At 66.7% G+C, this 19,790-nt stretch carries 18 protein-coding genes; 11 read left to right on the top strand and 7 right to left on the bottom strand.

All coding sequences use genetic code 11. The features are described 5' to 3' along the window. The first annotated feature begins 502 nt into the window (after positions 1 to 502). On the top strand, positions 503 to 1,072 hold the full coding sequence (locus tag E3T31_RS08045; protein ID WP_134468258.1) for a hypothetical protein: 570 nt from the start codon (positions 503 to 505) through the stop codon (positions 1,070 to 1,072). 43 nt (positions 1,073 to 1,115) lie between these two features. Here E3T31_RS08045 and E3T31_RS08040 read toward each other — a convergent pair whose 3' ends face one another. From E3T31_RS08040 to E3T31_RS08030, 3 genes are read right to left on the bottom strand one after another with little or no spacing between them, the layout of a single operon-like run. Next, positions 1,116 to 2,537, bottom strand: coding sequence for an NAD(P)(+) transhydrogenase (Re/Si-specific) subunit beta (locus E3T31_RS08040; RefSeq protein ID WP_134468257.1), 1,422 nt, complete (start codon positions 2,535 to 2,537; stop codon positions 1,116 to 1,118). A gap of 2 nt (positions 2,538 to 2,539) precedes the next feature. After that, the gene (locus tag E3T31_RS08035) at positions 2,540 to 2,866 is read right to left on the bottom strand and encodes an NAD(P) transhydrogenase subunit alpha (protein WP_092448111.1); all 327 of its coding nucleotides are present in this window, start codon (positions 2,864 to 2,866) and stop codon (positions 2,540 to 2,542) included. Positions 2,867 to 2,869: 3 nt separating this feature from the next. Then, positions 2,870 to 3,985 (bottom strand): NAD(P) transhydrogenase subunit alpha, encoded by a 1,116-nt coding sequence (locus tag E3T31_RS08030; protein WP_134468256.1) that lies wholly within the window; start codon positions 3,983 to 3,985, stop codon positions 2,870 to 2,872. A 429-nt stretch (positions 3,986 to 4,414) separates the two neighbouring features. Between E3T31_RS08030 and E3T31_RS08025 the strand changes: the two genes are divergently transcribed. After that, positions 4,415 to 5,737, top strand: coding sequence for an MATE family efflux transporter (locus E3T31_RS08025; RefSeq protein ID WP_241977754.1), 1,323 nt, complete (start codon positions 4,415 to 4,417; stop codon positions 5,735 to 5,737). 110 nt (positions 5,738 to 5,847) lie between these two features. Here E3T31_RS08025 and E3T31_RS08020 read toward each other — a convergent pair whose 3' ends face one another. The 3 genes from E3T31_RS08020 to E3T31_RS08010 form a co-directional block, all read right to left on the bottom strand. Further along, a complete protein-coding gene (locus E3T31_RS08020) occupies positions 5,848 to 7,197 on the bottom strand; it encodes an ABC transporter ATP-binding protein (protein ID WP_241977752.1) in 1,350 nt (449 codons plus the stop codon). Then, a complete protein-coding gene (locus E3T31_RS18300; protein WP_134468254.1) occupies positions 7,197 to 8,768 on the bottom strand; it encodes an iron ABC transporter permease in 1,572 nt (523 codons plus the stop codon). Before E3T31_RS18300 ends, E3T31_RS08020 begins: the two co-directional genes overlap by 1 nt. 174 nt (positions 8,769 to 8,942) lie before the next feature. Further along, on the bottom strand, positions 8,943 to 9,980 hold the full coding sequence (locus tag E3T31_RS08010) for an extracellular solute-binding protein (RefSeq protein ID WP_134468253.1): 1,038 nt from the start codon (positions 9,978 to 9,980) through the stop codon (positions 8,943 to 8,945). Between the two features lie 233 nt (positions 9,981 to 10,213). Between E3T31_RS08010 and E3T31_RS08005 the strand changes: the two genes are divergently transcribed. The 8 genes from E3T31_RS08005 to nucS all read left to right on the top strand — a co-directional run bounded on the left by E3T31_RS08005 (position 10,214) and on the right by nucS (position 17,996). Further along, positions 10,214 to 11,023, top strand: coding sequence for an SDR family oxidoreductase (locus tag E3T31_RS08005; protein WP_166788427.1), 810 nt, complete (start codon positions 10,214 to 10,216; stop codon positions 11,021 to 11,023). 90 nt (positions 11,024 to 11,113) lie between these two features. Further along, positions 11,114 to 12,352, top strand: a complete 1,239-nt coding sequence (locus E3T31_RS08000; RefSeq protein ID WP_134468251.1) for an MFS transporter — start codon at positions 11,114 to 11,116, stop codon at positions 12,350 to 12,352. A 145-nt stretch (positions 12,353 to 12,497) separates the two neighbouring features. After that, positions 12,498 to 13,790, top strand: coding sequence for a GAF domain-containing protein (locus tag E3T31_RS07995; RefSeq protein ID WP_134468250.1), 1,293 nt, complete (start codon positions 12,498 to 12,500; stop codon positions 13,788 to 13,790). Between the two features lie 110 nt (positions 13,791 to 13,900). Next, positions 13,901 to 14,761 carry a class II fructose-bisphosphate aldolase gene (locus E3T31_RS07990; protein ID WP_134468249.1) on the top strand — a complete coding sequence of 287 codons (861 nt, stop codon included), beginning with the start codon at positions 13,901 to 13,903 and terminating at the stop codon, positions 14,759 to 14,761. 3 nt (positions 14,762 to 14,764) lie between these two features. After that, positions 14,765 to 15,556, top strand: a complete 792-nt coding sequence (locus E3T31_RS07985) for an HAD-IA family hydrolase (protein ID WP_134468248.1) — start codon at positions 14,765 to 14,767, stop codon at positions 15,554 to 15,556. Then, on the top strand, positions 15,553 to 16,185 hold the full coding sequence (dhaL, locus tag E3T31_RS07980; protein WP_134468247.1) for a dihydroxyacetone kinase subunit DhaL: 633 nt from the start codon (positions 15,553 to 15,555) through the stop codon (positions 16,183 to 16,185). The genes E3T31_RS07985 and dhaL overlap by 4 nt, the downstream gene beginning before the upstream one ends. A gap of 43 nt (positions 16,186 to 16,228) precedes the next feature. After that, entirely contained in the window at positions 16,229 to 17,224 is a 996-nt protein-coding gene (gene dhaK / locus E3T31_RS07975; RefSeq protein WP_134468246.1) for a dihydroxyacetone kinase subunit DhaK, read from the top strand. Between the two features lie 76 nt (positions 17,225 to 17,300). Next, positions 17,301 to 17,996 carry an endonuclease NucS gene (gene nucS / locus E3T31_RS07970; RefSeq protein ID WP_134468245.1) on the top strand — a complete coding sequence of 232 codons (696 nt, stop codon included), beginning with the start codon at positions 17,301 to 17,303 and terminating at the stop codon, positions 17,994 to 17,996. Here the strand turns inward: nucS and E3T31_RS07965 are convergent. Beyond that, a complete protein-coding gene (locus E3T31_RS07965) occupies positions 17,993 to 18,928 on the bottom strand; it encodes an aldo/keto reductase family oxidoreductase (RefSeq protein WP_241977750.1) in 936 nt (311 codons plus the stop codon). The two genes, nucS and E3T31_RS07965, sit on opposite strands and share 4 nt — an antisense overlap. Positions 18,929 to 19,040: 112 nt before the next feature. Here E3T31_RS07965 and E3T31_RS07960 point away from each other — a divergent pair, with 112 nt between their 5' ends. Continuing rightward, complete coding sequence (locus tag E3T31_RS07960; protein ID WP_134468244.1) at positions 19,041 to 19,709, top strand: HAD hydrolase-like protein; 669 nt, start codon at positions 19,041 to 19,043, stop codon at positions 19,707 to 19,709. Positions 19,710 to 19,790 lie beyond the last annotated feature (81 nt).

The following is a 19,790-nucleotide window of genomic DNA, read 5'->3' as shown; positions in this document are numbered from 1 at the left end:
ACGAACGGATGCTCCCAGCGCGGCACCCGGGTTGAGTGGTCACGGCGAGCAGTTTGCTACATTCACGTCGGTGGGCGCGGTCACGAAGGGTGGCCCGAAGCAGTGCATCCATGCGTCGCTCGTCCCCATACGGGGCGTCCTAGTCCGAAACGCCTTCGACACAAAATCACAATTCACGCATCCGTTGTACTGACGGGCCTGTGGATAACTTTTACGCGTCGGCGCAAGCGGTGTCATCCTCGACTTCATGCTCCCAGGGTGTCCAGTGGCTCCGTGCGCGACGGCCAATGTGTTGTGCAGTCACAACAGCGGGCGTAGTCTCAGATGATGGTGAGTGCCGGGAGGCACCCTAAGAATCCGATCAACAGTGCCATCGAGAATCTCGACGGCACTAAATTCGAGGTGGATCAGGTGCACCACGGTCATCGGTGCGGCATCGTACGGTGCAAATACGGCGGAGCAACTCGGGCAATTTGGTCAACTCCACGAGTACCTGAAAACAATGCGAAAGCTATTGTTCGATTCGCTGAGCGACATCAACACGAACACGGAGGGCATGATGCCGACATATGAGTTCACCGTCACTCTCGACCGGGCCCCCGTTGACGACGACTACGACCGCCTCTTTGACGCGGGGCTCGACGATACGACCCCGGGAACCGAAGACGGTCGGGGTGTACTCATGGTCACGCGCGAGTCCGCCTCCCTGAGCGCCGCACTCGTGAGTGTCTGCGAGGACGCCGGGCGGGCTGGGTTTCGCATCGTTGGGCTGCAGCAGGGAGATCTCGTGTCGCTGAAGACCATCGCGCAATGCTTGAGGCGCAGCTACGAGGGGCTGCGACTGATCGCTCAGGGTCGGCGGGGGCCGGGTGGGTTTCCAGCGCCGATTTCGGGCGATGGGTGGGCGCTGTATTCCTTTGCCAGCGCGTGCGAGTGGTTTGTGAAGAACTATGGCATCGCGCCCGCGGTCAGCGATGATGACCGCTTGTTGGCGGCCGCCGATCACCTGTTTCGCGCTCGTGCACTGGTGGACGGCTCAACCCTGGCAAGACTGGCGATCCTGGCACGGTAGCGCGTGATTTCAGCATTGGGCGCAGTTATGCAACAAGAGCCCCCTACAGTGCCTTGAGTTCCTCGGTCACCTGGGCGACGGACTTCTTCGCGTCGCCGAAGAGCATCGTGGTGTTGGCCGCGAAGAACAGGGGGTTCTCGATGCCAGCGAAGCCCGAGCTCATGGAACGTTTGAGCACGATCACCGACCGGGATTCGGTCACGTTGAGCACGGGCATGCCAAAGATGGGCGAGTTCGGGTCGTTGCGCGCCGCCGGGTTCGTGACGTCGTTGGCTCCGATGACGATGGTGACGTCGGTCCGGGAGAACTCGGAGTTGATGTCGTCCATCTCCTTCATCGCGTCGTAGGAGACGTCGGCCTCGGCGAGGAGTACGTTCATGTGCCCCGGCATGCGCCCGGCCACCGGGTGGATCGCATACTTGACCTCGATGCCCCGGGACTCGAGCACCTTGGCCATGTCCTTCACGGCGTGCTGGGCCTGGGCGACGGCGAGCCCATAGCCGGGCACGACGATGACCTGGTTGGCGTAGGCCAGCTTGATGGCGGCATCCGCTGCAGAAGTGGACTTCGCATGCTGGTCACCGGTGCTCGTGGCCGAAACACCCTTGGAGCCGCCGCCGCCGAAGCCGCCGGCGACGATCGACAGGATCGACCGGTTCATGGCTTTGGCCATGAGGTTGGTGAGGATGGTACCCGATGCTCCGACGATCATGCCGGCGACGATCATCGCGATGTTGTTCAGCGCGAGCCCGGCCGCCGCCGCGGAGAGACCGGTGAGGGCGTTGAGCAGCGAGATGACGACAGGCATGTCGGCGCCGCCGATCGGGAGCACGGTCATAACCCCGAGGATGCCCGCCAGGATGAGGATCGCCACGAACCAGACCAGGTCAGCGCCGGTGGTGGTTGAGCCGATCCCGACGATGCCGGCCGCGACGATGGCGCTGAGAAACAACATCGCGTTGAGCGGCTGCTGCAGCCGACCAACCGACAGGGGATGCCCGGGCAAAATCTGCTGCAGTTTCATGAAAGCGACGATCGAACCCCAGAATGAGAGCGAACCGATGATGGCCGCGAAGAGGGAGGCGATGACGAGTGGGAGCGCCGGGCCAGACGCGACGCGGAGCCCGGTGAAGCCCTCGCTTTCGATGAATTCGCCCCAGGCGATGAGGGCAACGGTTCCGCCGCCGACTCCGTTGAACAGGGCGACGAGCTGCGGCACCGCCGTCATCTTGACCTTGCGGGCGGGCGGGATACCGATGATCACCCCGACCACGAGAGCTGCGACGATCACCAGCCAGCTGCTGGTCTCGCGGATGTGGATCAGGGTCGCGATGAAGGCGACGCCCATGCCGGCAGCGGCGATCTTGTTGCCGCGCACGGCGGATTTGGGGGCGGTCAGCCCGGACAGCCCGAGGATGAACATGGCGAAGGCGACGATATACAGGGCGTAGACGAGGATGTCCATGGTCAGTTCTTCCCGTCGGTCGCGGTGCTGGTGTTGGTGTCGACTGGGCGGGTTTTGAACATGGCGAGCATCCGGTCGGTCACGACGAAGCCGCCGATGACGTTGACGGTTCCGAACACGATGGCCACGAAGGAGATGATCTGCAGCGGAAGGCCCGGGTTGTGCGCGGTGCCGAGCACGACAAGGGCGCCGAGCACGACGATGCCGTGAATGGCGTTGGTGCCCGACATGAGCGGGGTGTGCAGCGTGTTGGGCACTTTGGAGATGACGGCGAAGCCGATGAAGCCAGAGAGCACGAGGATGGCGATGTTCGCCAGAAAGGAGTCCATGGGTTAGTTCCTGTTCGAGACTGAGTCACGTGTAACGCAGGAGAGCGCCACAACGTCGTCGGAATAGTCGGGGTCGAGCCGGCCGTCCCGCACGAGCAACTCGAGCAGGGCGGTGAGGTTCTTCGAGTAGAGCTCACTCGCATGCTCGGGCATCGTCGAGGGCAGATTGAGCGGGGAGGCAATGGTGACGCCGCCGATAATGACGGTCTCGCCGGGAACGGTGAGCTCGCAGTTGCCGCCGGTCTCCCCGGCCATGTCGATGACGACACTGCCGGGTTTCATGCCGTGCACGGCCGCAGCGGTCACGAGCCGCGGTGCCGGGCGTCCCGGAACCAGCGCCGTCGTGATCACGACGTCGAACGTGGAAATCGCGGCCTCGAGCGCCTTTTGCTGCTCGGCGCGCTCGTCGGCGGTGAGTTCGCGGGCATAGCCGCCGTCTCCGGCAGCATCGATGCCGACGTCGAGCCACTGGGCTCCTACCGACCGCACCTGGTCGGCGACCTCCGGGCGCACGTCGTAGCCGGTTGCGCGACCGCCGAGCCTTCTCGCGGTGGCGAGAGCCTGCAGCCCCGCGACGCCGACGCCGAGCACGAGCACGCTCGCGGGTTTGACCGTGCCCGCCGCGGTGGTGAGCATCGGAAAGAAGCGAGTCGACAGCGATGCCGCGAGGATGACCGACTTGTAACCGGCGACGTTGGCCTGCGACGAGAGGGCGTCCATGACCTGGGCCCGGGAGATGCGCGGGATCGCCTCGACCGCGTAGCCGATGATGCCCGCGTTCTGCAGGGCGGCGATCTTGTTCTCCGTGTTGCGCGGTGCCAGGAACCCGATCAGGGTCGCGCCCGTCTTCAACCGAGCGATCTCGGCGTCGGTGGGCGGGGCGACCTTAAGCACGATGTCGGCGCTCCAGGCGTCGCCCAGGGTGGCACCGGCTTCGAGGTAGAGGTCGTCACCCATGAGGGCCTCCGCCCCCGCGCCGGACTCGACGACGACGTCGAGTCCCTTCGCGACGAGCGACGCGACAGCGCGTGGCACGAGAGCGACTCGCCGCTCATCCGCCCCGCTCTCGCGGACGACGCCAATACTGGGCGTTTCGGGGTGCGGTTGGGGGTCCGGCATGGTGGGGCCTTTCGAAGCGGATGTCCGCACGCTCGGCCTGAGGCGGCAAACATCCTGGCGGGGTAGACGCGGGTACGTGGGCCAAAAAGGGATGTTCCCGGCGCGTGCCCGAAGCATCCACGGTCGGCAGAAGCTTCTGGGACGAACATATCGGGATGGGGCGCGGAATATGCCCGATAAGCGGTCGTCGTTGATGAAAGATTCGGCTTTCTTAACAATGCAGCGGGTTGCCGGGGCTGACTTGAGGCGTTTTCGTACATTGGGCAGTCAGCATCCGTGGAGCACTCTGGGCGTTCTTGGAAGGGCCGGGATGACCGCGCCCGATCCGGGTGAGCGCTAAGGTAACCGGCGTAGCGCACACCGATTTCGGGCGCGGTCATACGCGGGTGGCGTATGAGCGGACCGCCGTAGAGTCGAAGCATCAACATTTTGCGCACGCAGCCCATCGACCGGGATATTTTGCGGCTCGCTGTGCCCGCGCTCGGCGCGCTCGTGGCCGAACCGCTCTTTCTGCTGGCCGATTCGGCGATGATCGGGCACCTCGGCACCACTCCGCTGGCCGGACTCGGCCTGGCGAGCGCCGTATTGCAGACCATCATCGGCCTCATGGTCTTTCTCGCCTACAGCACAACCCCGGCCGTGGCCCGCTGGCTTGGCGTCGGCGACACGAGACGGGCGGTCTCCGTCGGCATCGACGGGCTCTGGCTTGCCCTCGGCCTCGGCGTGGTGCTCGCCGCTGGCGGCCTGCTCGCCACCCCGACGCTGGTCGGCGCGTTCGGCGCCGAAACCGCCGTGACAGCGGATGCCGCCAGCTACCTCGGCATCTCCATGTTCGGCCTGCCCGCCATGCTGGTGGTGTTCGCGGCCACCGGACTGCTGCGCGGCCTGCAAAACACCCGCACCCCGCTCTACGTGGCCGGGATCGGATTCGGCGCGAACATCGTGCTCAACTACCTGTTCATCTACCTGCTCGGCTGGGGCATCGCCGGGTCGGCCGTCGGCACCGTCGTGGCACAGTGGGGCATGGTCGCGGTCTATCTTGTGGTCGTCGCCAAGCATGCCCGGCGCCACAGCGCTCCGCTGCGCCCGCACCGGGCTGGCCTGTTGCTCGGCGCCCGCAGCGGCGGCTGGTTATTTGTGCGCACCCTGAGCCTGCGCGCCGCCATGCTGCTGTCCGTGTTCGTGGCCGCCCAACTCGGCTCCCCCGAACTCGCTGCCTTTCAGATCGCAATGACCCTGTTCGCGACGCTCGCCTTCGCCCTCGACGCCCTCGCGATCGCCGCCCAGGCCCTCGTTGGTCGCGGCCTCGGCGCCGGGGATGTGCCGCAGGTGCGCGCCGTGCTGCGCCGCTGCCTGGAGTGGGGAGCGCTCGCCGGCGTCATGCTCGCCGTCGTCGTTATCGGCACCAGCGGGGTGCTCGGGCACGCATTCACCAATGCCTCGGCTGTGACGCAGCTGTTGCCGCTGACCCTTATCGTGCTGGGAGTATCCGTTCCCCTCGGCGCGGTGGTATTCGTGCTCGACGGCGTGCTCATCGGCGCCGGCGACGCCCGCTATCTCGCACTGACCGGGCTGCTCAACCTCGCCGTGTTCGTGCCGCTGGCCGCGGCGGTGCTGGTTTGGGCGCCGGCGGGCGAGGCCGGGCTCGCGCTGCTCATGGCCGCGTTCGCGCTCGGCTACCTCGGCGCCCGTGCCGTGACCCTGTCGCTGCGCGCCCGCAGCCTGGCCTGGATGGTCGTCGGCGCGCGCTGACCTCGGCCTGGGCGCCGCCGGCGATTACAGCTCGCGCGCGCGGTACGCCAAGCCCGCATGCACGAATCGGCAGCGCCCTGAGCGAGTGGCGATGCGCCCCGGAACGGGGGTTATATCCCCCTAAAAAGGGGGTAGGCGAGGGCGTTCTGGCAGATACCGAGCGTCACGCGGTCGCCGAGCTGGGGCAGGTCGGGCGCTGCAATGCGCGCGCGCACCACCGTTTTCTCCGCATTAGCGAGGGCGAAAGTGACCAGGGCATCGTGGCCGGCGTAGGCGATGGCCGTGACGTCAGCATCCGTTGTTGGCTGGGCCGAACCCCGAGCGCCCAGGGTCAGCCATTCCGGACGCAGCAGCACGCACACGCCCGTTCCGTCGGCGGGAGCGGATGCTGCGGTCCGCTCGCCCCTCGGCGCACCCGACGGCTGCGCTGGCACTGCCTGCGCGCCCATCCAGTCCGCCGCGAGCGAGCCGAGGGCACACTCGACCCGGCCGCCCCGCCACAAACCATCGAGCTCGACGGTATCGCCGACGAAGCCGGCGACCCACGGATTGACCGGGCGCTCGTAGACATCCGCTGGCGTGCCGAACTGCAAAATCTCGCCGCCGCGCATCACGGCGACGAAGTCGGCCAGCGACAGCGCCTCCTCCTGGTCGTGCGTCACGAGCAGGCTCGTGTTGTGCTGGCCGCGCAGCAGGGCCGCGACCTCGGTGCGCAGGGCGGAGCGCAGCAGCGGGTCGAGGGCGGCGAACGGCTCGTCGAGCAGCATCAGGTCGGGCCGCGGGGCGAGCGCCCGTGCCAACGAGACCCGTTGGGCCTGTCCGCCGGAGAGCTGGGAGGGGGCGCGATCGACGAGTTCGGCGAGGCCAACGAGGGTGGCGAGCTCTGCGATGCGGGCCGCGCGGCTGGTCTGGCGATCGCGGTCGGATGTGATCGGTGCGGGTGCGAGGTGGTTGTGCCCCGGCGCGGCTGGGTGGTGCGCCAACGAAACTGTGCGCGGGTTCGCGGGCAGCGCCGCACCGGCTCTCAGCGAGGCCGGTCGTGTGCGGTTCGCGCGCCCCCGCTGCGTGAGTCCGGCAAGGAGCCCGGCGACTCGGCTCGGAACCTCGCCCGGTTCGCAGTAGAGATCGTCGTTCTGCTTCGTGCGCGGCAGCCCGAAGCCGATGTTCTCGCCGACCGTGAGGTGCGGAAACAGCGAGGCATCCTGAGGAACCCAGCCCATTCCGCGTTTCTCCGGAGCCCGCTGCACGCCGGGGCCGGTGACGAGGCGTCCACCGACGCTGATGGTGCCGGAGGTGACCGGCAATAAACCCGCGACGGCGCGCAGGAGCGTGGTCTTGCCGCATCCGCTTGGACCGAGAACGGCCACGAGCGAGCCGCGCGGAATGCGCAAACTGACGTCGTCAAGCACGCGGCGGTCACCGTAGGCGACGCGGAGCGCCTCGATCGTTACCCAGCCCACTAGTTCTCCCTTGCTGTGCCGCGGATGCCGGAGAGCAGCACCGCGGGCACCATCGCCACGAGCACGAGCGCCGCAGCGTAGGGCGCCGCAGCGCCGAACTCGAACAGTGCCGTGCGACTCCACAACTCGGTGGCGAGCGTGGACACGCCCGTCGGCCGCAGCAGCAGCGTCGCTGGTAATTCTTTCATGGCCGAGATGGCCACAAGCAGTGCACCGATCGCGATGCCGGGCAGGGCGAGGCGCGCGGTGACCCGCCACCAGGTCTGAAACGGTGACAGGCCGAGCATGCGGGAGACATCGCCGAGGCTCGTCGGCACCGCCGCGATGCCGCTGCGCACGCTGCCGATCGCCCGCGGCATGAACAGAACGACGTAGGCAAAGACGAGCACGACGGAGGTTTGGTAGAACATCGGAACCGCGGCGAGCGCGAAGAATACGAGCGAGAGACCCACGACGATGCCGGGCAGGGCGTGGCCGAGAAACCCGACGGCCTCGATCACGGCGACCAGGCGACCGGAGTAGCGGGCCGCGAGCGCCGCGATCGGCAGCGCCACGAGCACGGCGACCACGGCGGCGGCGAGGGCGATCCCGAGGGTCGAACCGACCGCCTCGAGCAGCCGGGGAACGTCGATGGCGCGCAGGGTTTCGGCCTCGATCAGCCGGCTGAGCAGCCCGACCACGGGAACCACGACCCCGGCCAGCGGCGCGGCAACGAGCACTGCCACGTAGAAGGGCCCATTGCGGCCGGGCGCGCGGGAAGGCATGGTGCTGCGACCGGGAACGCTGGCCACCTGACGGCGGCTGCGGCGTTCGCCGGCCACGACCACGAGGGCGAGCACCACGAGCACGAGGGCGAGCAGCGCGGCCTGGTTGCGGTCGAAGCTTGCGCCGTAGGCGGCGTTGATTCCCCAGGTCAGCGTCTGCAAACGCAGCATCGAGACGAGCCCGAAATCGCTCAGCGAGTAGAGGCAGACCAACAGCGCGCCGGCAATCGCGGCCGGGCGAATCTGCGGCCAGGTCGCCGCCGCAAAGGCCCGCAGCGGACCGCGACCCAGGGTGCGGGCCACCAATTCCAGATCAGCGGATGCCCCGCGCAGCGCCGCCGCGACCGGCAGCGTCACGTAGGGGGTGCAGACCATGGTCATGACGAACCAGCTGGCCCAGAAGCCGTTAAGGTGCGGAAACCACACCAGCCAGCCGTAGGCGGCGAGGTAGCTCGGCACCGCGAGTGGCAGCGCCGATACCAGTAGGAGCGTGCGTTGGAACGGCAAGCGAATGCGAGTGAGGATCCAGGCGCAGATCGTGCCGAGCACGAGAGCGGACAGGGTGACGGCTGCGGCGAGAAGCGCGGTGTTGATCGTGAGCTGCAGCACTCGCGGGCGCACGAGGGTATCGAGGAGTTCGGTCAGACCGGCCTCGGTCGTGCGCACCACCAGGTAGACCAGCGGGATGGCGGCAGTTGCGGCGCAGAGCGTAGCGACCGCCAGCAGCCAGGGCGGGGCACCGAAGCGGTACCGGGCTGGCGCGCGGGGCGCGGCCGTTTCCGGCGGTGGGATCAGTAGTTCGGTCATGCGCGCGGCCCGGGTGATCGGGCGGCTCGGGGAGCGGCCAGCTGTGGCGTCGGGCGCAGCTCTCCGCAGCGGCTGGCGCTCCGAGACCGGGCGGGCGCCGGGGCATCCGCTTTGGTAAAGGGTAGGGCGCGGCTGCCGACCTGAGCCCGCAACCGCGCCTTCACTGCTTTAATATTAGATCAGGCCGTGCTTGCCCAGCAGGGTCTGGGTGTCTTCGAGGGTCTCCAGGTCGGCGAGGTCGAGGTCGGGGTTAACCAGCGAGTCGAGCGCCGGCAGGCCAGCCGGGGCATCGATGCCAGCGATCAACGGGTACTCGAATGTCTCATCCACGAAGTACTGCTGCGCCTTCGCGCCGACCAGGTAGTCGATGAATTCGAGCGCGTCGGCGTCTTCGGCTGCTCCGGCCAGCAGGCCGGCCCCGGCCACGTTCACGATGGATCCAGCGTCTCCAGCCTCGGGGTAGGAGAGCTGAGCACGCATGTTTTCTTCGCCGGTCTCGGCGGCCATGGCAAACCAGTAGTAGTGATTGAGCAGTCCGGCCTCGATCACACCGTCATTGACGGCGGCGAGAATGGCGCGGTTGTTGTCGAAGATGACCGGGCTGTTCGCGGCGATGGCGGCGACCCACTCATCGGCGGCTTCTTCGCCGTTCAGCACACGGTAGGCGGTGACGAAGGCCTGGAAGCTCGCATTGGTCGGCGCGATTCCGAATTTTCCGGCCCACGCCGGGTCGGTGAAGGCGTCAACGGATGTTGGCACCTCGGCCGCGCTCATCGCCTCGCTGTCGTAGGCGATCACGCGGGCCCGGCCGGTGACGCCGACCCAGGTGCCGTCGGTCGAGGTGAATCCGACCGGGACCGCGTCGGTCGTCTCGGCGGGAAGCGTGGCAAACAGGTCGGCGTTGGCGAGAGCACCGAGCGCTCCGGCGTCCTGCGCGAGGAAGACCTGGGCGGGCGTGGCGTCGCCCTCCTCGAGCAGCAACGCGCCGAGCTCGGCGGTGTTGCCGTAACGAACCTCGACGCTGATGCCGCTCTGCTCTTCAAACTGGTCGATGAGCGGCTGGATGAGCGCTTCGTCGCGACCGGAGTAGAGCGTGAAGGCGCCGTCGCTCGTGGCCCCTTCTGCCGTTGGCTCGGCGGCTTGGGTGCACCCGGCGAGGGCAAGAACAGTGGCGCCGGCAACGAGGGCGGCGAGGGAGAGCGGGATGCGCATGTGACTCCAAGGACAGGGTTTTTATTGGCTAAGGTAAGGCTACGCTAACTTCATCAACGGAGCGAATCGTGGATCCGCTCGACTCGGGCAAGCCGCCGGTCTCGATTGCTACGACGCCCGATCTGTGGCGGAAAGCGCGGGGAATAGCCCGCGTCAGCAGACCGCTGACTCAACGGAGCGATGCGGTTCAGGCACTCGCTGCCTGTCTCGTCCGATACGAAGGAATCATTACTGTGGATCTAATCAACCGACACGGCATCATCACCGGAGCGGGGCAGGGAATAGGGCGGGCCCTGGCCGTTGAATTCGGATCGCGCGGCGCACACCTACTCCTGGTGGGGAGGAAAGAGTCAACGTTGGTCGGGACAGCTCGACTGGTCGAAGCCGCCGGCGGCACGTCCGAAGTCTTGACGCAGGATCTCACCCTGCCCAATAGCGTTGACCGAGTTTCTGAGGCCGTCGAGTCGTGGTCCTCCGTGGACCTGCTCGTGAACAATGCCGGCAACGTGCGTGCCGGGCGGCTCGAATTGACCACCGAGGCCGACCTTCGATCCATGATCGATCTCAACCTCGTTGCCCCCGTGCTTCTGACCCGGGCTCTGTTGCCGCGTCTTCGCGCTAGCACCGACCGAGACAGCATTGTTCTGAACATATCCAGCGGAATCGCCCTCGTCGGCATGCCGTTTTATTCCGTCTATGCCGCCACCAAGGCCGGCCTGGCTCGGTTCGGAGAATCCTTAAGGCGCGAACTGACCGGATTGGGAGTGCACGTGACCACCGTCTACCCGGGCGCGACGGATACGGACATGATGTCCTCTCAGAACGCCGGCGCCGACTTGGGCTGGGAGCGTCGATCCCTCGACGACGTCATTGCCGATGTGCTGGCCGGGCTTGAGGCTGGCGATCACGAAATCAATACGACCCCCGAAAGCCGGCGTGGCATGCAGGAGCTCAACATCTCCGACCCCATGGCCGTCGATGCCGCGATGGCCCCCGGGCTCGCAGATTTGGAATCCGCGGTTCGAGACCACCGCAGCATCTGAGTAAATCGTTCGGGCGGCACTCGTTGTACCTTTGACGTATTCGCCCGTCTCGAATCGAGGCCGTCCGCCCCAGGAACCGTGAGGCCTATTGTGGTCACCCCCGCTGACTCCCGCGCCGCTTTCCCCGCCGTCGCGATCGCGCCCACGCGCCCCGCCCTGCTCGGCTGGCGCAATGCCGTCTTCGCAGCGTTCTTCGTGTCGGGCCTCGGCCTCGCCAGCTGGATGTCGCGGGTACCCGCCGTGCGCGACGGACTCGGGCTCGATACCGCCCAGGTCGGCCTGCTCATCTTCGGGCTCTCCGCCGGCTCGGTCATCGGCCTGCTGATAGCCGCGGGCCTGCTCAATCGCCTCGGCGCCCGCCGGGCCATGCTGCTCAGCGTCTCGCTATCAGCCTCCGGGCTCGTGCTCATGGGCACCGGTGTCAGCGTCGTGCCCTCGGCCCCGTTCGTGTTCGCGGCCCTCGCCCTGTTCGGAATCGGCATGGGATCCGTCGACGTCATGATGAACGTCGAGGGCGCCGCGGCTGAACGCGCCATCGGCCGCACGCTCATGCCGCTCATGCACGCCTGTTTCAGCCTCGGCACGGTGATCGGCGCCCTCGGTGGCGCCGCGGCATCCGCTTGGCAGGTTTCAGTGTTCTGGCATCTGTTGGTCATGGCCGTGCTGATTTTGGGCACGATCGTCGTGGCCGTGCGTTTTCTTCCGTCGGTCGTCGATAACACCGAAGAGGATGCCCCCACGCAAACCTGGCGCGAACGCCTGCATGACAGTTTCGCCGTCTGGCGCGACCGCAAGCTGCTTCTGATCGGCCTCATCGTGCTCGGCATGACCTTTGCCGAGGGCTCGGCCAACGACTGGCTCGCTCTCGCCTCGGTCGACGGTCACGGCCTCAGCAACACCGACGGCGCGATCGTCTTCGGCGTCTTCGTAGCCGCCATGACCGTGGGCCGCGTCATCGGCGGACCGCTGCTCGACCGGTTCGGCCGGGTTCAGGTGCTGCGCGCCTGCGCCGTCGTGGGCATTGCGGGACTCGTGTTGTTCATCCTCGCACCGACCACCCCACTCGTTATTGTCGGAACGCTGCTCTGGGGTATCGGCGCCTCGCTCGGCTTTCCGGTAGGCATGTCGGCGGCTGCCGACGACAGCAAGAACGCGGCGGCTCGAGTGAGCGCCGTGGCCATCATCGGCTACTTCGCCTTTTTGGTCGGACCGCCCGTGCTCGGACTGCTCGGTGAGACCTGGGGCATTCTCAACGCCCTCTACCTGGTTTTGGTGCTCATGGTGCTGGCCGGGCTGGCGGCCCCGGCGGCACGGCCCCACGCCGCATGAGTCACGACGCAGAAGGCTACGTCGGCTGGTGTGGTTCCTCGCCACATCGAAGCACCCGCCGCTAGCGCCAAGGGGGGACAGGCCCATAGGGTGAAGTGCTGTCTACGGAACCAGGCTGGCTTGCACACTCAGAGACGAGAATACGATGGGCCCGACCCCGACTCACCTGCCGACCCCTCGTAATGCCCCTCGGTCGCAGACCGATGAGCCCGGCGATGAAGTAGCCCTGTTCCTGGCTACGGGGCCGGCCGGTGATACCGGGCTCGGACCTCTGCTGGAACGGATCCTGCTGCGCGCCGCCCAGTTGCTGGGATGCGCCATGGGATCGATCTGCACTATCGATGAGACCGCTCAGGTCTACCGCAAAGAGGTCGACCTCGGCGACGAATGCCGGGCTGGCCAAGTCTTCTCACTGGATGAAGGCGTCACCGGAGCAGTCGTGCGAGCCGGTGGATCCGTTGTGTTCAGTGAGTACTCCAAAGTGCCGGGCGGTCATCTCGGCCGGGACGACGCCCGCTACCAGCGCCCGGTCATCGGCGTGCCGATCAGGCTTCCTTCCGGGGTCATCGGCGCCTGCGTGGTCTTTGCCAATACCTCCGAGCGCCTCTTCACCAGCCAGGACGCCCGGATACTCGAACGTTTCGCCGCTCAGGCGGCCGCCGCCATCGCCGACTTCCGTCTGCACACCGTGGCCATCGAGGTCAACATCAATCTGGCCGAGTTTCACACGTCCGAGCGCGCAGCGCTGGCCCACGGATTCGGGCTGCCGGGCGGCGACGATCCGTGCAGACCGACGCACGTATCGATCGGGCGCCTGACCGAGGCACACCCCCATCGGGTGCTCGTCATGCACGAACGACCGGTGATCCGCGCCGGCTTGGTGCACCTGCTCACGCAGGAGGGGACGGGCATCCAGGTGATCGCCGAGTGCGGCGACGCTGCCGGCGCCCTCGCTGCGGCACGGTATCTGCAGCCCGACGTCGTGGTCACTGACATCGATCTGGTCGACCTGCCAGGCGCCGACCTGATCGAGGCGCTGGCTCGCACCAGTCCGGGCACGGCCGTCGTGCTCCTGGTCGGAGACCCACACGACGAACGAATCCGGCGCGCGGCCCACTCTGGCGCCCGCGGGTTCCTGAACCGATCCGCCGAGGGGCATTCGCTCGTGCGAGCGGTCGACTCGGCCGTTGCCGGCGATGCTGTTCTGTCGCGCTCCCTACTGGAAATGTGGGGCGAACCGGCCGATCCCGCCCTCCTCACGTCCCGCGAGCGGGAGGTGCGCCGGCTGGTGGAGGGCGGACTCCGGGACAAGCAGATCGGTACGGAGCTTGGCATCTCGGTAAAAACCGTCGAAAAACACGTCGGCACGATCCTCAGGAAGACGGGAGCAGCCAACCGCACAATGCTGGCCGGGCTGGCCCATCCGCATCATTCCTGAACGGATGCCGACGACGACCAGGGATTTCCCCCAAAGCGAATGGGGGGACTCCCCGATAGCGCGCGATGCGCGTGCCGGTTTAACGTGAGACGAAGCCAAAGGAGGCCGTCGTGCCAGTTGTTTCCCTGAAGGAAATCGTCGACCGGGCGTTCAATGCCCGCTACGGCGTGCCTGCTGTCAACGTGTTCAACGACCTCACCATGCAGGGGGTGCTGGCTGCCGCAGTCGAAGTTCGCTCGCCGATCATCGTGCAGACGTCGGTCAAGACCGTGCGCTCGATCGGCGCGAAGGTGCTGTTCGCTATGTGGCAATCCATGACCGCCGACATTGACGTGCCCGTCGCCCTGCACCTCGACCACTGCCCCGACCGTGACGTGATCAGCGAGTGCCTGGCCATCGGCTGGAACTCGGTGCTCTTCGACGCGTCCCAGCTGCCCGTGGCCGAGAACCAGCGCCAAACCATTGAGGTGGTCAAGGAGGCCCGAGGCTACGGAGCCCATGTCGAGGGTGAGATTGAATCCATCACCGGCGTCGAAGACGGTGTCGGCTCCGATCAGACCGCGGCGCGGCAGACCCTTGACGTATCCCTCGCGTTCATTGAAGCGACCGGCGTCGATGTCTTCGCTCCGTCCATCGGCAACGCCCACGGCGTCTACAAATCGAAACCCGTTTTGGACTTCGACCGGGTCAGCGATCTGGTGGCGGCGCATCCAATACCCATCGCCCTGCACGGCGGCACCGGAATGACGGACGCCCAATTCCACGACCTGATCCAGCGCGGCTGTTCCAAGGTGAACATCTCTACCGCCCTCAAGGTGACCTATCTGCAATCCACCCTGGCTAACCTGCGGTTCGCCGAAGAGGCCGACACATGGGACCCGCCGACGCTTTTTCGCGCTGTGAGTGGTGATGTCGTCGACCTCACAACGGGCCTGGCCCGCACGTTCGGCTCGGCCGGCCAGGCTTGGTAAGCGATGCCGGCACTGATCTTCGACTGCGACGGCGTACTCGCCGACACCGAACGCCACGGACACCTGCCCGCCTTCAACGCTAGCTTCGCGGAGTTCGGACTGCCCGTGCACTGGAGCGAGGAGGATTACGCCGAGAAGTTGCTGATCGGCGGTGGCAAGGAACGCCTTACGAGCCTGCTCACGCCGGACTTCGTTCAGGCGGCCAATCTTCCCGCCGATCCGGCCCGGCAACAAGAAACCGTCGCCACCTGGCATCGGCGCAAGACCCAGATTTACACCGACCTGATCGCTGTCGGAGCGCTGCCCGCCCGCCCGGGGATCGCCCGGATCGTCGCCGAGGCGGCTGCTGCCGGCTGGATGCTCGCGGTCGCCTCAACCTCGGCCGAACCCTCCGTGCGGGCAGTGCTAACCCACGCGGTGGGCGAGTCCCTGGCCGCGCAGTTCCAGGTATTCGCGGGAGACATCGTGGCCGCCAAGAAACCTGCGCCGGACATCTACGCCTATGCCTTGGAGCACCTCGGCGTGAGCACCGACGAGGCGATCGTCATCGAGGACAGTAACAACGGCCTGCGCGCCGCCCGCGCTGCCGGGTTGCGCACCCTCGTCACAGTGAGCAGTTACACCGTCGATGAGAACTTTGACGGTGCTGCCCTCGTCGTCACCTCGCTCGGCGACCCGGATGGCGAACTCGCAACCGTGCTGGGCTCTCCTGCCGGCGTGGTGCCGAACGGTTTCGTGACGCTGGGCGACCTTTCGATGCTGCTGCGCGCCCCCAACCAGGAGGAAGAATCATGACCAGTTCCCTGAACGCGACTGAATTCGTGGTGCGCTCCATCGCCGAGGAGGCCCTCGTCAACGAGAAATACTTCGGCGAACTTGACTCAGTTGTCGGTGACGGGGACTTCGGCTACTCCCTGGCCCGCGGTTTCGAGGTTGTGCTCTCCGGCTGGGACGGCGTTGACCGCACGGACCCCGGGGTGTTCCTGAGCAAGATCGCGATCGTCATCACCAGCACCATCGGGGGAACGTCGGGGCCGCTCTGGGGAACGGCATTCCTGCGCGCCGGCACCGCGCTCAAGGGCCGAAACGAGATCAGCCCGGCGGACACCATCACCGCGCTGCGCGCGGCCATCGAAGGGATCAAGTACCGCGGTAAGTCCGATGTCGGTGACAAAACCCTGCTCGATGCTTTCGTGCCCGCCGTCGACACGCTCGAGGCCGCATTTGCGGCCGGCGACGACGCCAAGACTGCTCTGGGCAAGATGGCGGTCTCCGCTCGGGCGGCCGCACAAGCCACGAGCCTGCTCCAGGCCCGGCGCGGGCGCGCGAGCTACACCGGCGAGCGCAGCGTGGGATCGCCCGACGCCGGCGCGATCGCCATTGCGGTGCTGGTCGAGCGCCTCGCCCGAACCTGGGCCAACTAGCCCACCGATAACCATCCGATCCCGACAACGACGTGGAGACATCATGAAGAAGTTCATCAACGACCCCCAGCAGTTCGTTCCCGAGATGCTCGAGGGCATCGCGCTCGCGAACCCCGACACCCTGCGCTACGTTCCCGAATATCACCTCATCCATCGAGCGGATGCCCCCAACCACGACAAGGTCACCATCATTCAGGGCTCCGGCTCCGGCCATGAGCCAGCCCACGTGATGACGGTCGGTAAGGGGATGCTGGACGGCGCGTGCCCTGGAGACGTCTTTGCCGCCCCGCCGATCGACTTCATTATCGAGTCCACCAAGCTCCTCGCCTCCGACAAGGGGGTGCTGCTCCTGGTCAACAACTACACCGGAGACCGGATGGCGTTCGAGATGGCCGAGGAGGCATCCAGCGCCGACGGCATCCAGGTGCGCACGCTGTTCATCGACGATGACGTGTCGGTGCAGGACTCCACCTACACCGTCGGCCGCCGCGGAGTGGCCGGCAACTTCTTCGTGATGAAGGCCGTTGGAGCCGCGGCGGAGTCCGGTGCCGACCTCGACGAGCTGGTGCGCATCGGCGAAAAGGTCAACTCCGTCACCCGCACCATGGGTGTCGCGCTGACGGCCTGCACTCCTCCCGCCCGGGGGGAACCCCTGTTTGCCCTCGGCGACGACGAGATCGAGATCGGCGTCGGCATCCACGGCGAACCGGGGCGACGCCGGGCCAAATGGATGCCCGCCGACGAGATCGTGGACGAGCTGCTCAGCGCGATCGTTCCCGACCTGCCATTCGTCAGCGGGGACCGGGTCGCCGTGATGGTGAACGGCCTCGGCGGCACGCCGATCAGTGAGCTGTACATTCTCTACGGGATCATCCACAAGCGGCTCACCGCGCTGGGCATGACCGTGGGACGTAACTATGTCGGCGAGTACTGCACCTCGCTCGACATGGCCGGTGCCTCGATCACGCTGGTGCGACTCGACGACGAGATAGCGGCGCTACTCGCCGCCCCGGCCGAGATCGCAATGCGAGTTTTCTGAGCCGCCCGACCCGTGAGCGCGGTCGCCGAGGCCCGTGCCGATGAGAGGCCGAAGGCGACCAGGATAAACTCGTCCAGTGCGCCTTGTAATTGCGAAATGCTCCGTTGACTATGCCGGGCGTCTCAGCGCGCACCTGCCGCTGGCCACCCGCCTGCTGATGATCAAGTCCGATGGCAGCGTGCTCGTGCACTCCGACGGCGGCTCCTACAAACCGCTGAACTGGATGAGCCCACCCTGCTCGATCGCCATCTCCGAGCCCGACGGCGATCAAGCGGATGCCGGCATCACCGCCCTCTGGACGGTCACCCACGCCAAGACCGCCGACCAACTCGTGGTCAGCGTCTACGACGTGCAGCACGACTCGGCCCACGAACTCGGCTTCGACCCCGGCCTGATCAAGGACGGCGCGGAGTCGCACCTGCAGAAGCTGTTGGCCGAGCACATTCATCTGCTCGGCGAGGGTTTCACCTTCGTGCGCCGCGAGTACATGACCGCCATCGGACCGGTCGATATCCTCGCGCAGGATGCCGCCGGCCGATCTGTCGCGGTAGAACTCAAGCGAAATGGTGATATCGACGGGGTGGAACAGCTCACGCGCTACCTCGAACTCATGAATCGCGACCCGCATTTGGCGCCGGTCAGTGGGGTTTTTGCCGCGCAGACGATCAAACCGCAGGCCCGCAAGTTGGCGGAGGATCGCGGCATCCGCTGTCTGCTGCTCGACTATGACGCCATGCGCGGCCTCGACGATACGGCCTCGAAACTCTTTTAGGGCAGCGGGCGCCCGCGGGCCGCAAGGTACAGCGCGAACCACTCGTCGCGGGTCATCGCCGCTGCCTGCGCGGCTGCATCCCCGCAGGCCCGAATGCGCGCCGGATCGCTCGATCCGAGGACGGGGTCGATGTGCGCGCGGTGCCGCATCAGCCAGCCGAGAACGATGGCCTCGCGGGTCGTGTTCTTCACCTCGGCCAGCGTCTGCACCAAAGCGGATGCCGCCTCCTCGGCCGCCGTGCCCGTCGCCCCGGAATACCGGCCCTGCGCGAGTGCGCCCCAGGCCTGCAGCCGCACGCCATTGCTCGCGCAGTACTCGAGCGTGCCGTGCGGAAAGGTGTTGTCGGCGCCGTCCGGGTGGTTGACCAGCACCGGGCTGTCGACCCAGTCACGCTTGAGCAGGCTCATCTCAAGCTGGTTCACCACGATCGGCAGGTCGACCTCGCGCTGGAGGAACGCGATCTGCGCCCCCGACATGTTCGAGACGCCGAGCGCGCGAATTTTTCCGGCGGCGTGCAGGTCGGTCACCGCCGCGGCGACAACGGCGGGTTCGAGCAACGGATCGGGCCGGTGCAGCAGCAGCGTGTCGACGTAGTCAACGCCCAGGCGCGCGAGGCTGTCGTCGACGCGCGCCACGATCGCCCCGAGGTCGTAGGGAGCGTGCTCTGCATCCAAGCGGATGCCGCACTTCGTCTGAATCTCAATGCGATCGCGCAGTCCCGGCGAGCGTTTCAGAACCTCACCGAACACATGCTCCGCCTTGCCAAAGCGGTAAATGTCGGCGTGGTCGAACACCGTTATGCCGATGGACAGCGCGGCCTCGACCGCCGCTGCGGCCTGATCGATAGCGGCCGGGGTGACCGGCCCGGGCGTCCAGTCGCCGCCGAGTCCCATGCATCCGTAGATCAGGCGGGCGGGCGGAGACAGCGTCATACGGATTCCTTTGTGAGGGGGAACGAAAAGGCTAGCGCCTCACTAACCGTGCGAAAGCTGAGAAAATGGGTAAATGGGACACTTTTTCGGCTGACCGCCTAAGCTATGCCGAATGAACGCAACATTGACGCGCACTTGGAGCGCCATTCTCTTCGACCTCGACGGAACCATCACTGATTCCGCCCCGGCCATCACCAGCTCTCTGGCCCGCACGTTTACGCTGCTCGGCCGACCGGTGCCCTCCGCTGCCCAACTGCTCGCCTACGTCGGCCCGCCCATGTTCGACGCCTTTCAGGAATACGCTGGCATGACCCCCGCCGAAGCCGTCGAAGCCATCGCCGTCTACCGCGCCGAGTACCACGGCGCCGCCGCGCTCGACACGGCTGTCTTTCCCGGCGTCGCCGGCCTGCTCGAACGTATCCACGCGGCCGGAATTCCGCTCGCCCTGGCCACCAGCAAGCCCGAGCTCAGTGCGATCGCTATTCTCACGCACTTCGACCTCGCCAAGTACTTCACGGCCACCGTCGGTGCCTCCGCCGACGACACCCGCAGCAACAAGGCCGACATCGTCGCAGAGGCGCTCGCCCGCCTGGCGGCAACCGGCGTCGACACCAGCGGAGCCGTCCTGGTCGGCGACCGCAGCTACGACGCCATTGGCGCGCAGGCGAACGACATTCCCGCGATTCTGGTGGAGTGGGGCTACGGCTCGCCGGCCGAGGCCACCGGGGCGACCGCCGTCGTGCACTCGACCGACCAGCTCGGCAAATTGCTGCTCGGCTAAGGTGTCGGCTGCGCGGGCGGCTACGAGTCGAAGCCGACCGGAGTAGTTCGCCCACGCAATGCGGCGCTCCCGGGCGATCGC

The organism is Cryobacterium sp. TMS1-13-1 (assembly GCF_004403125.1).
GTDB classification, from domain to species: domain Bacteria; phylum Actinomycetota; class Actinomycetes; order Actinomycetales; family Microbacteriaceae; genus Cryobacterium; species Cryobacterium levicorallinum.
Note: the sequence above shows the minus strand (reverse complement) of the source record. Positions and strands in the feature narration are given on the sequence as shown.

Bases quoted from the DNA above. Each gene is read 5' to 3' on its own strand.
- E3T31_RS08045 (WP_134468258.1), top strand. From the start codon at position 503: ATGCGAAAGCTATTGTTCGATTCGCTGAGCGACATCAACACGAACACG.
- E3T31_RS08040 (WP_134468257.1), bottom strand. From the start codon at position 2,537: ATGGACATCCTCGTCTACGCCCTGTATATCGTCGCCTTCGCCATGTTC.
- E3T31_RS08035 (WP_092448111.1), bottom strand. From the start codon at position 2,866: ATGGACTCCTTTCTGGCGAACATCGCCATCCTCGTGCTCTCTGGCTTC.
- E3T31_RS08030 (WP_134468256.1), bottom strand. From the start codon at position 3,985: ATGCCGGACCCCCAACCGCACCCCGAAACGCCCAGTATTGGCGTCGTC.
- E3T31_RS18300 (WP_134468254.1), bottom strand. From the start codon at position 8,768: ATGACCGAACTACTGATCCCACCGCCGGAAACGGCCGCGCCCCGCGCG.
- E3T31_RS08010 (WP_134468253.1), bottom strand. From the start codon at position 9,980: ATGCGCATCCCGCTCTCCCTCGCCGCCCTCGTTGCCGGCGCCACTGTT.
- E3T31_RS07995 (WP_134468250.1), top strand. From the start codon at position 12,498: ATGGGCCCGACCCCGACTCACCTGCCGACCCCTCGTAATGCCCCTCGG.
- E3T31_RS07985 (WP_134468248.1), top strand. From the start codon at position 14,765: ATGCCGGCACTGATCTTCGACTGCGACGGCGTACTCGCCGACACCGAA.
- dhaL (WP_134468247.1), top strand. From the start codon at position 15,553: ATGACCAGTTCCCTGAACGCGACTGAATTCGTGGTGCGCTCCATCGCC.
- dhaK (WP_134468246.1), top strand. From the start codon at position 16,229: ATGAAGAAGTTCATCAACGACCCCCAGCAGTTCGTTCCCGAGATGCTC.
- E3T31_RS07965 (WP_241977750.1), bottom strand. From the start codon at position 18,928: ATGACGCTGTCTCCGCCCGCCCGCCTGATCTACGGATGCATGGGACTC.
- E3T31_RS07960 (WP_134468244.1), top strand. From the start codon at position 19,041: ATGAACGCAACATTGACGCGCACTTGGAGCGCCATTCTCTTCGACCTC.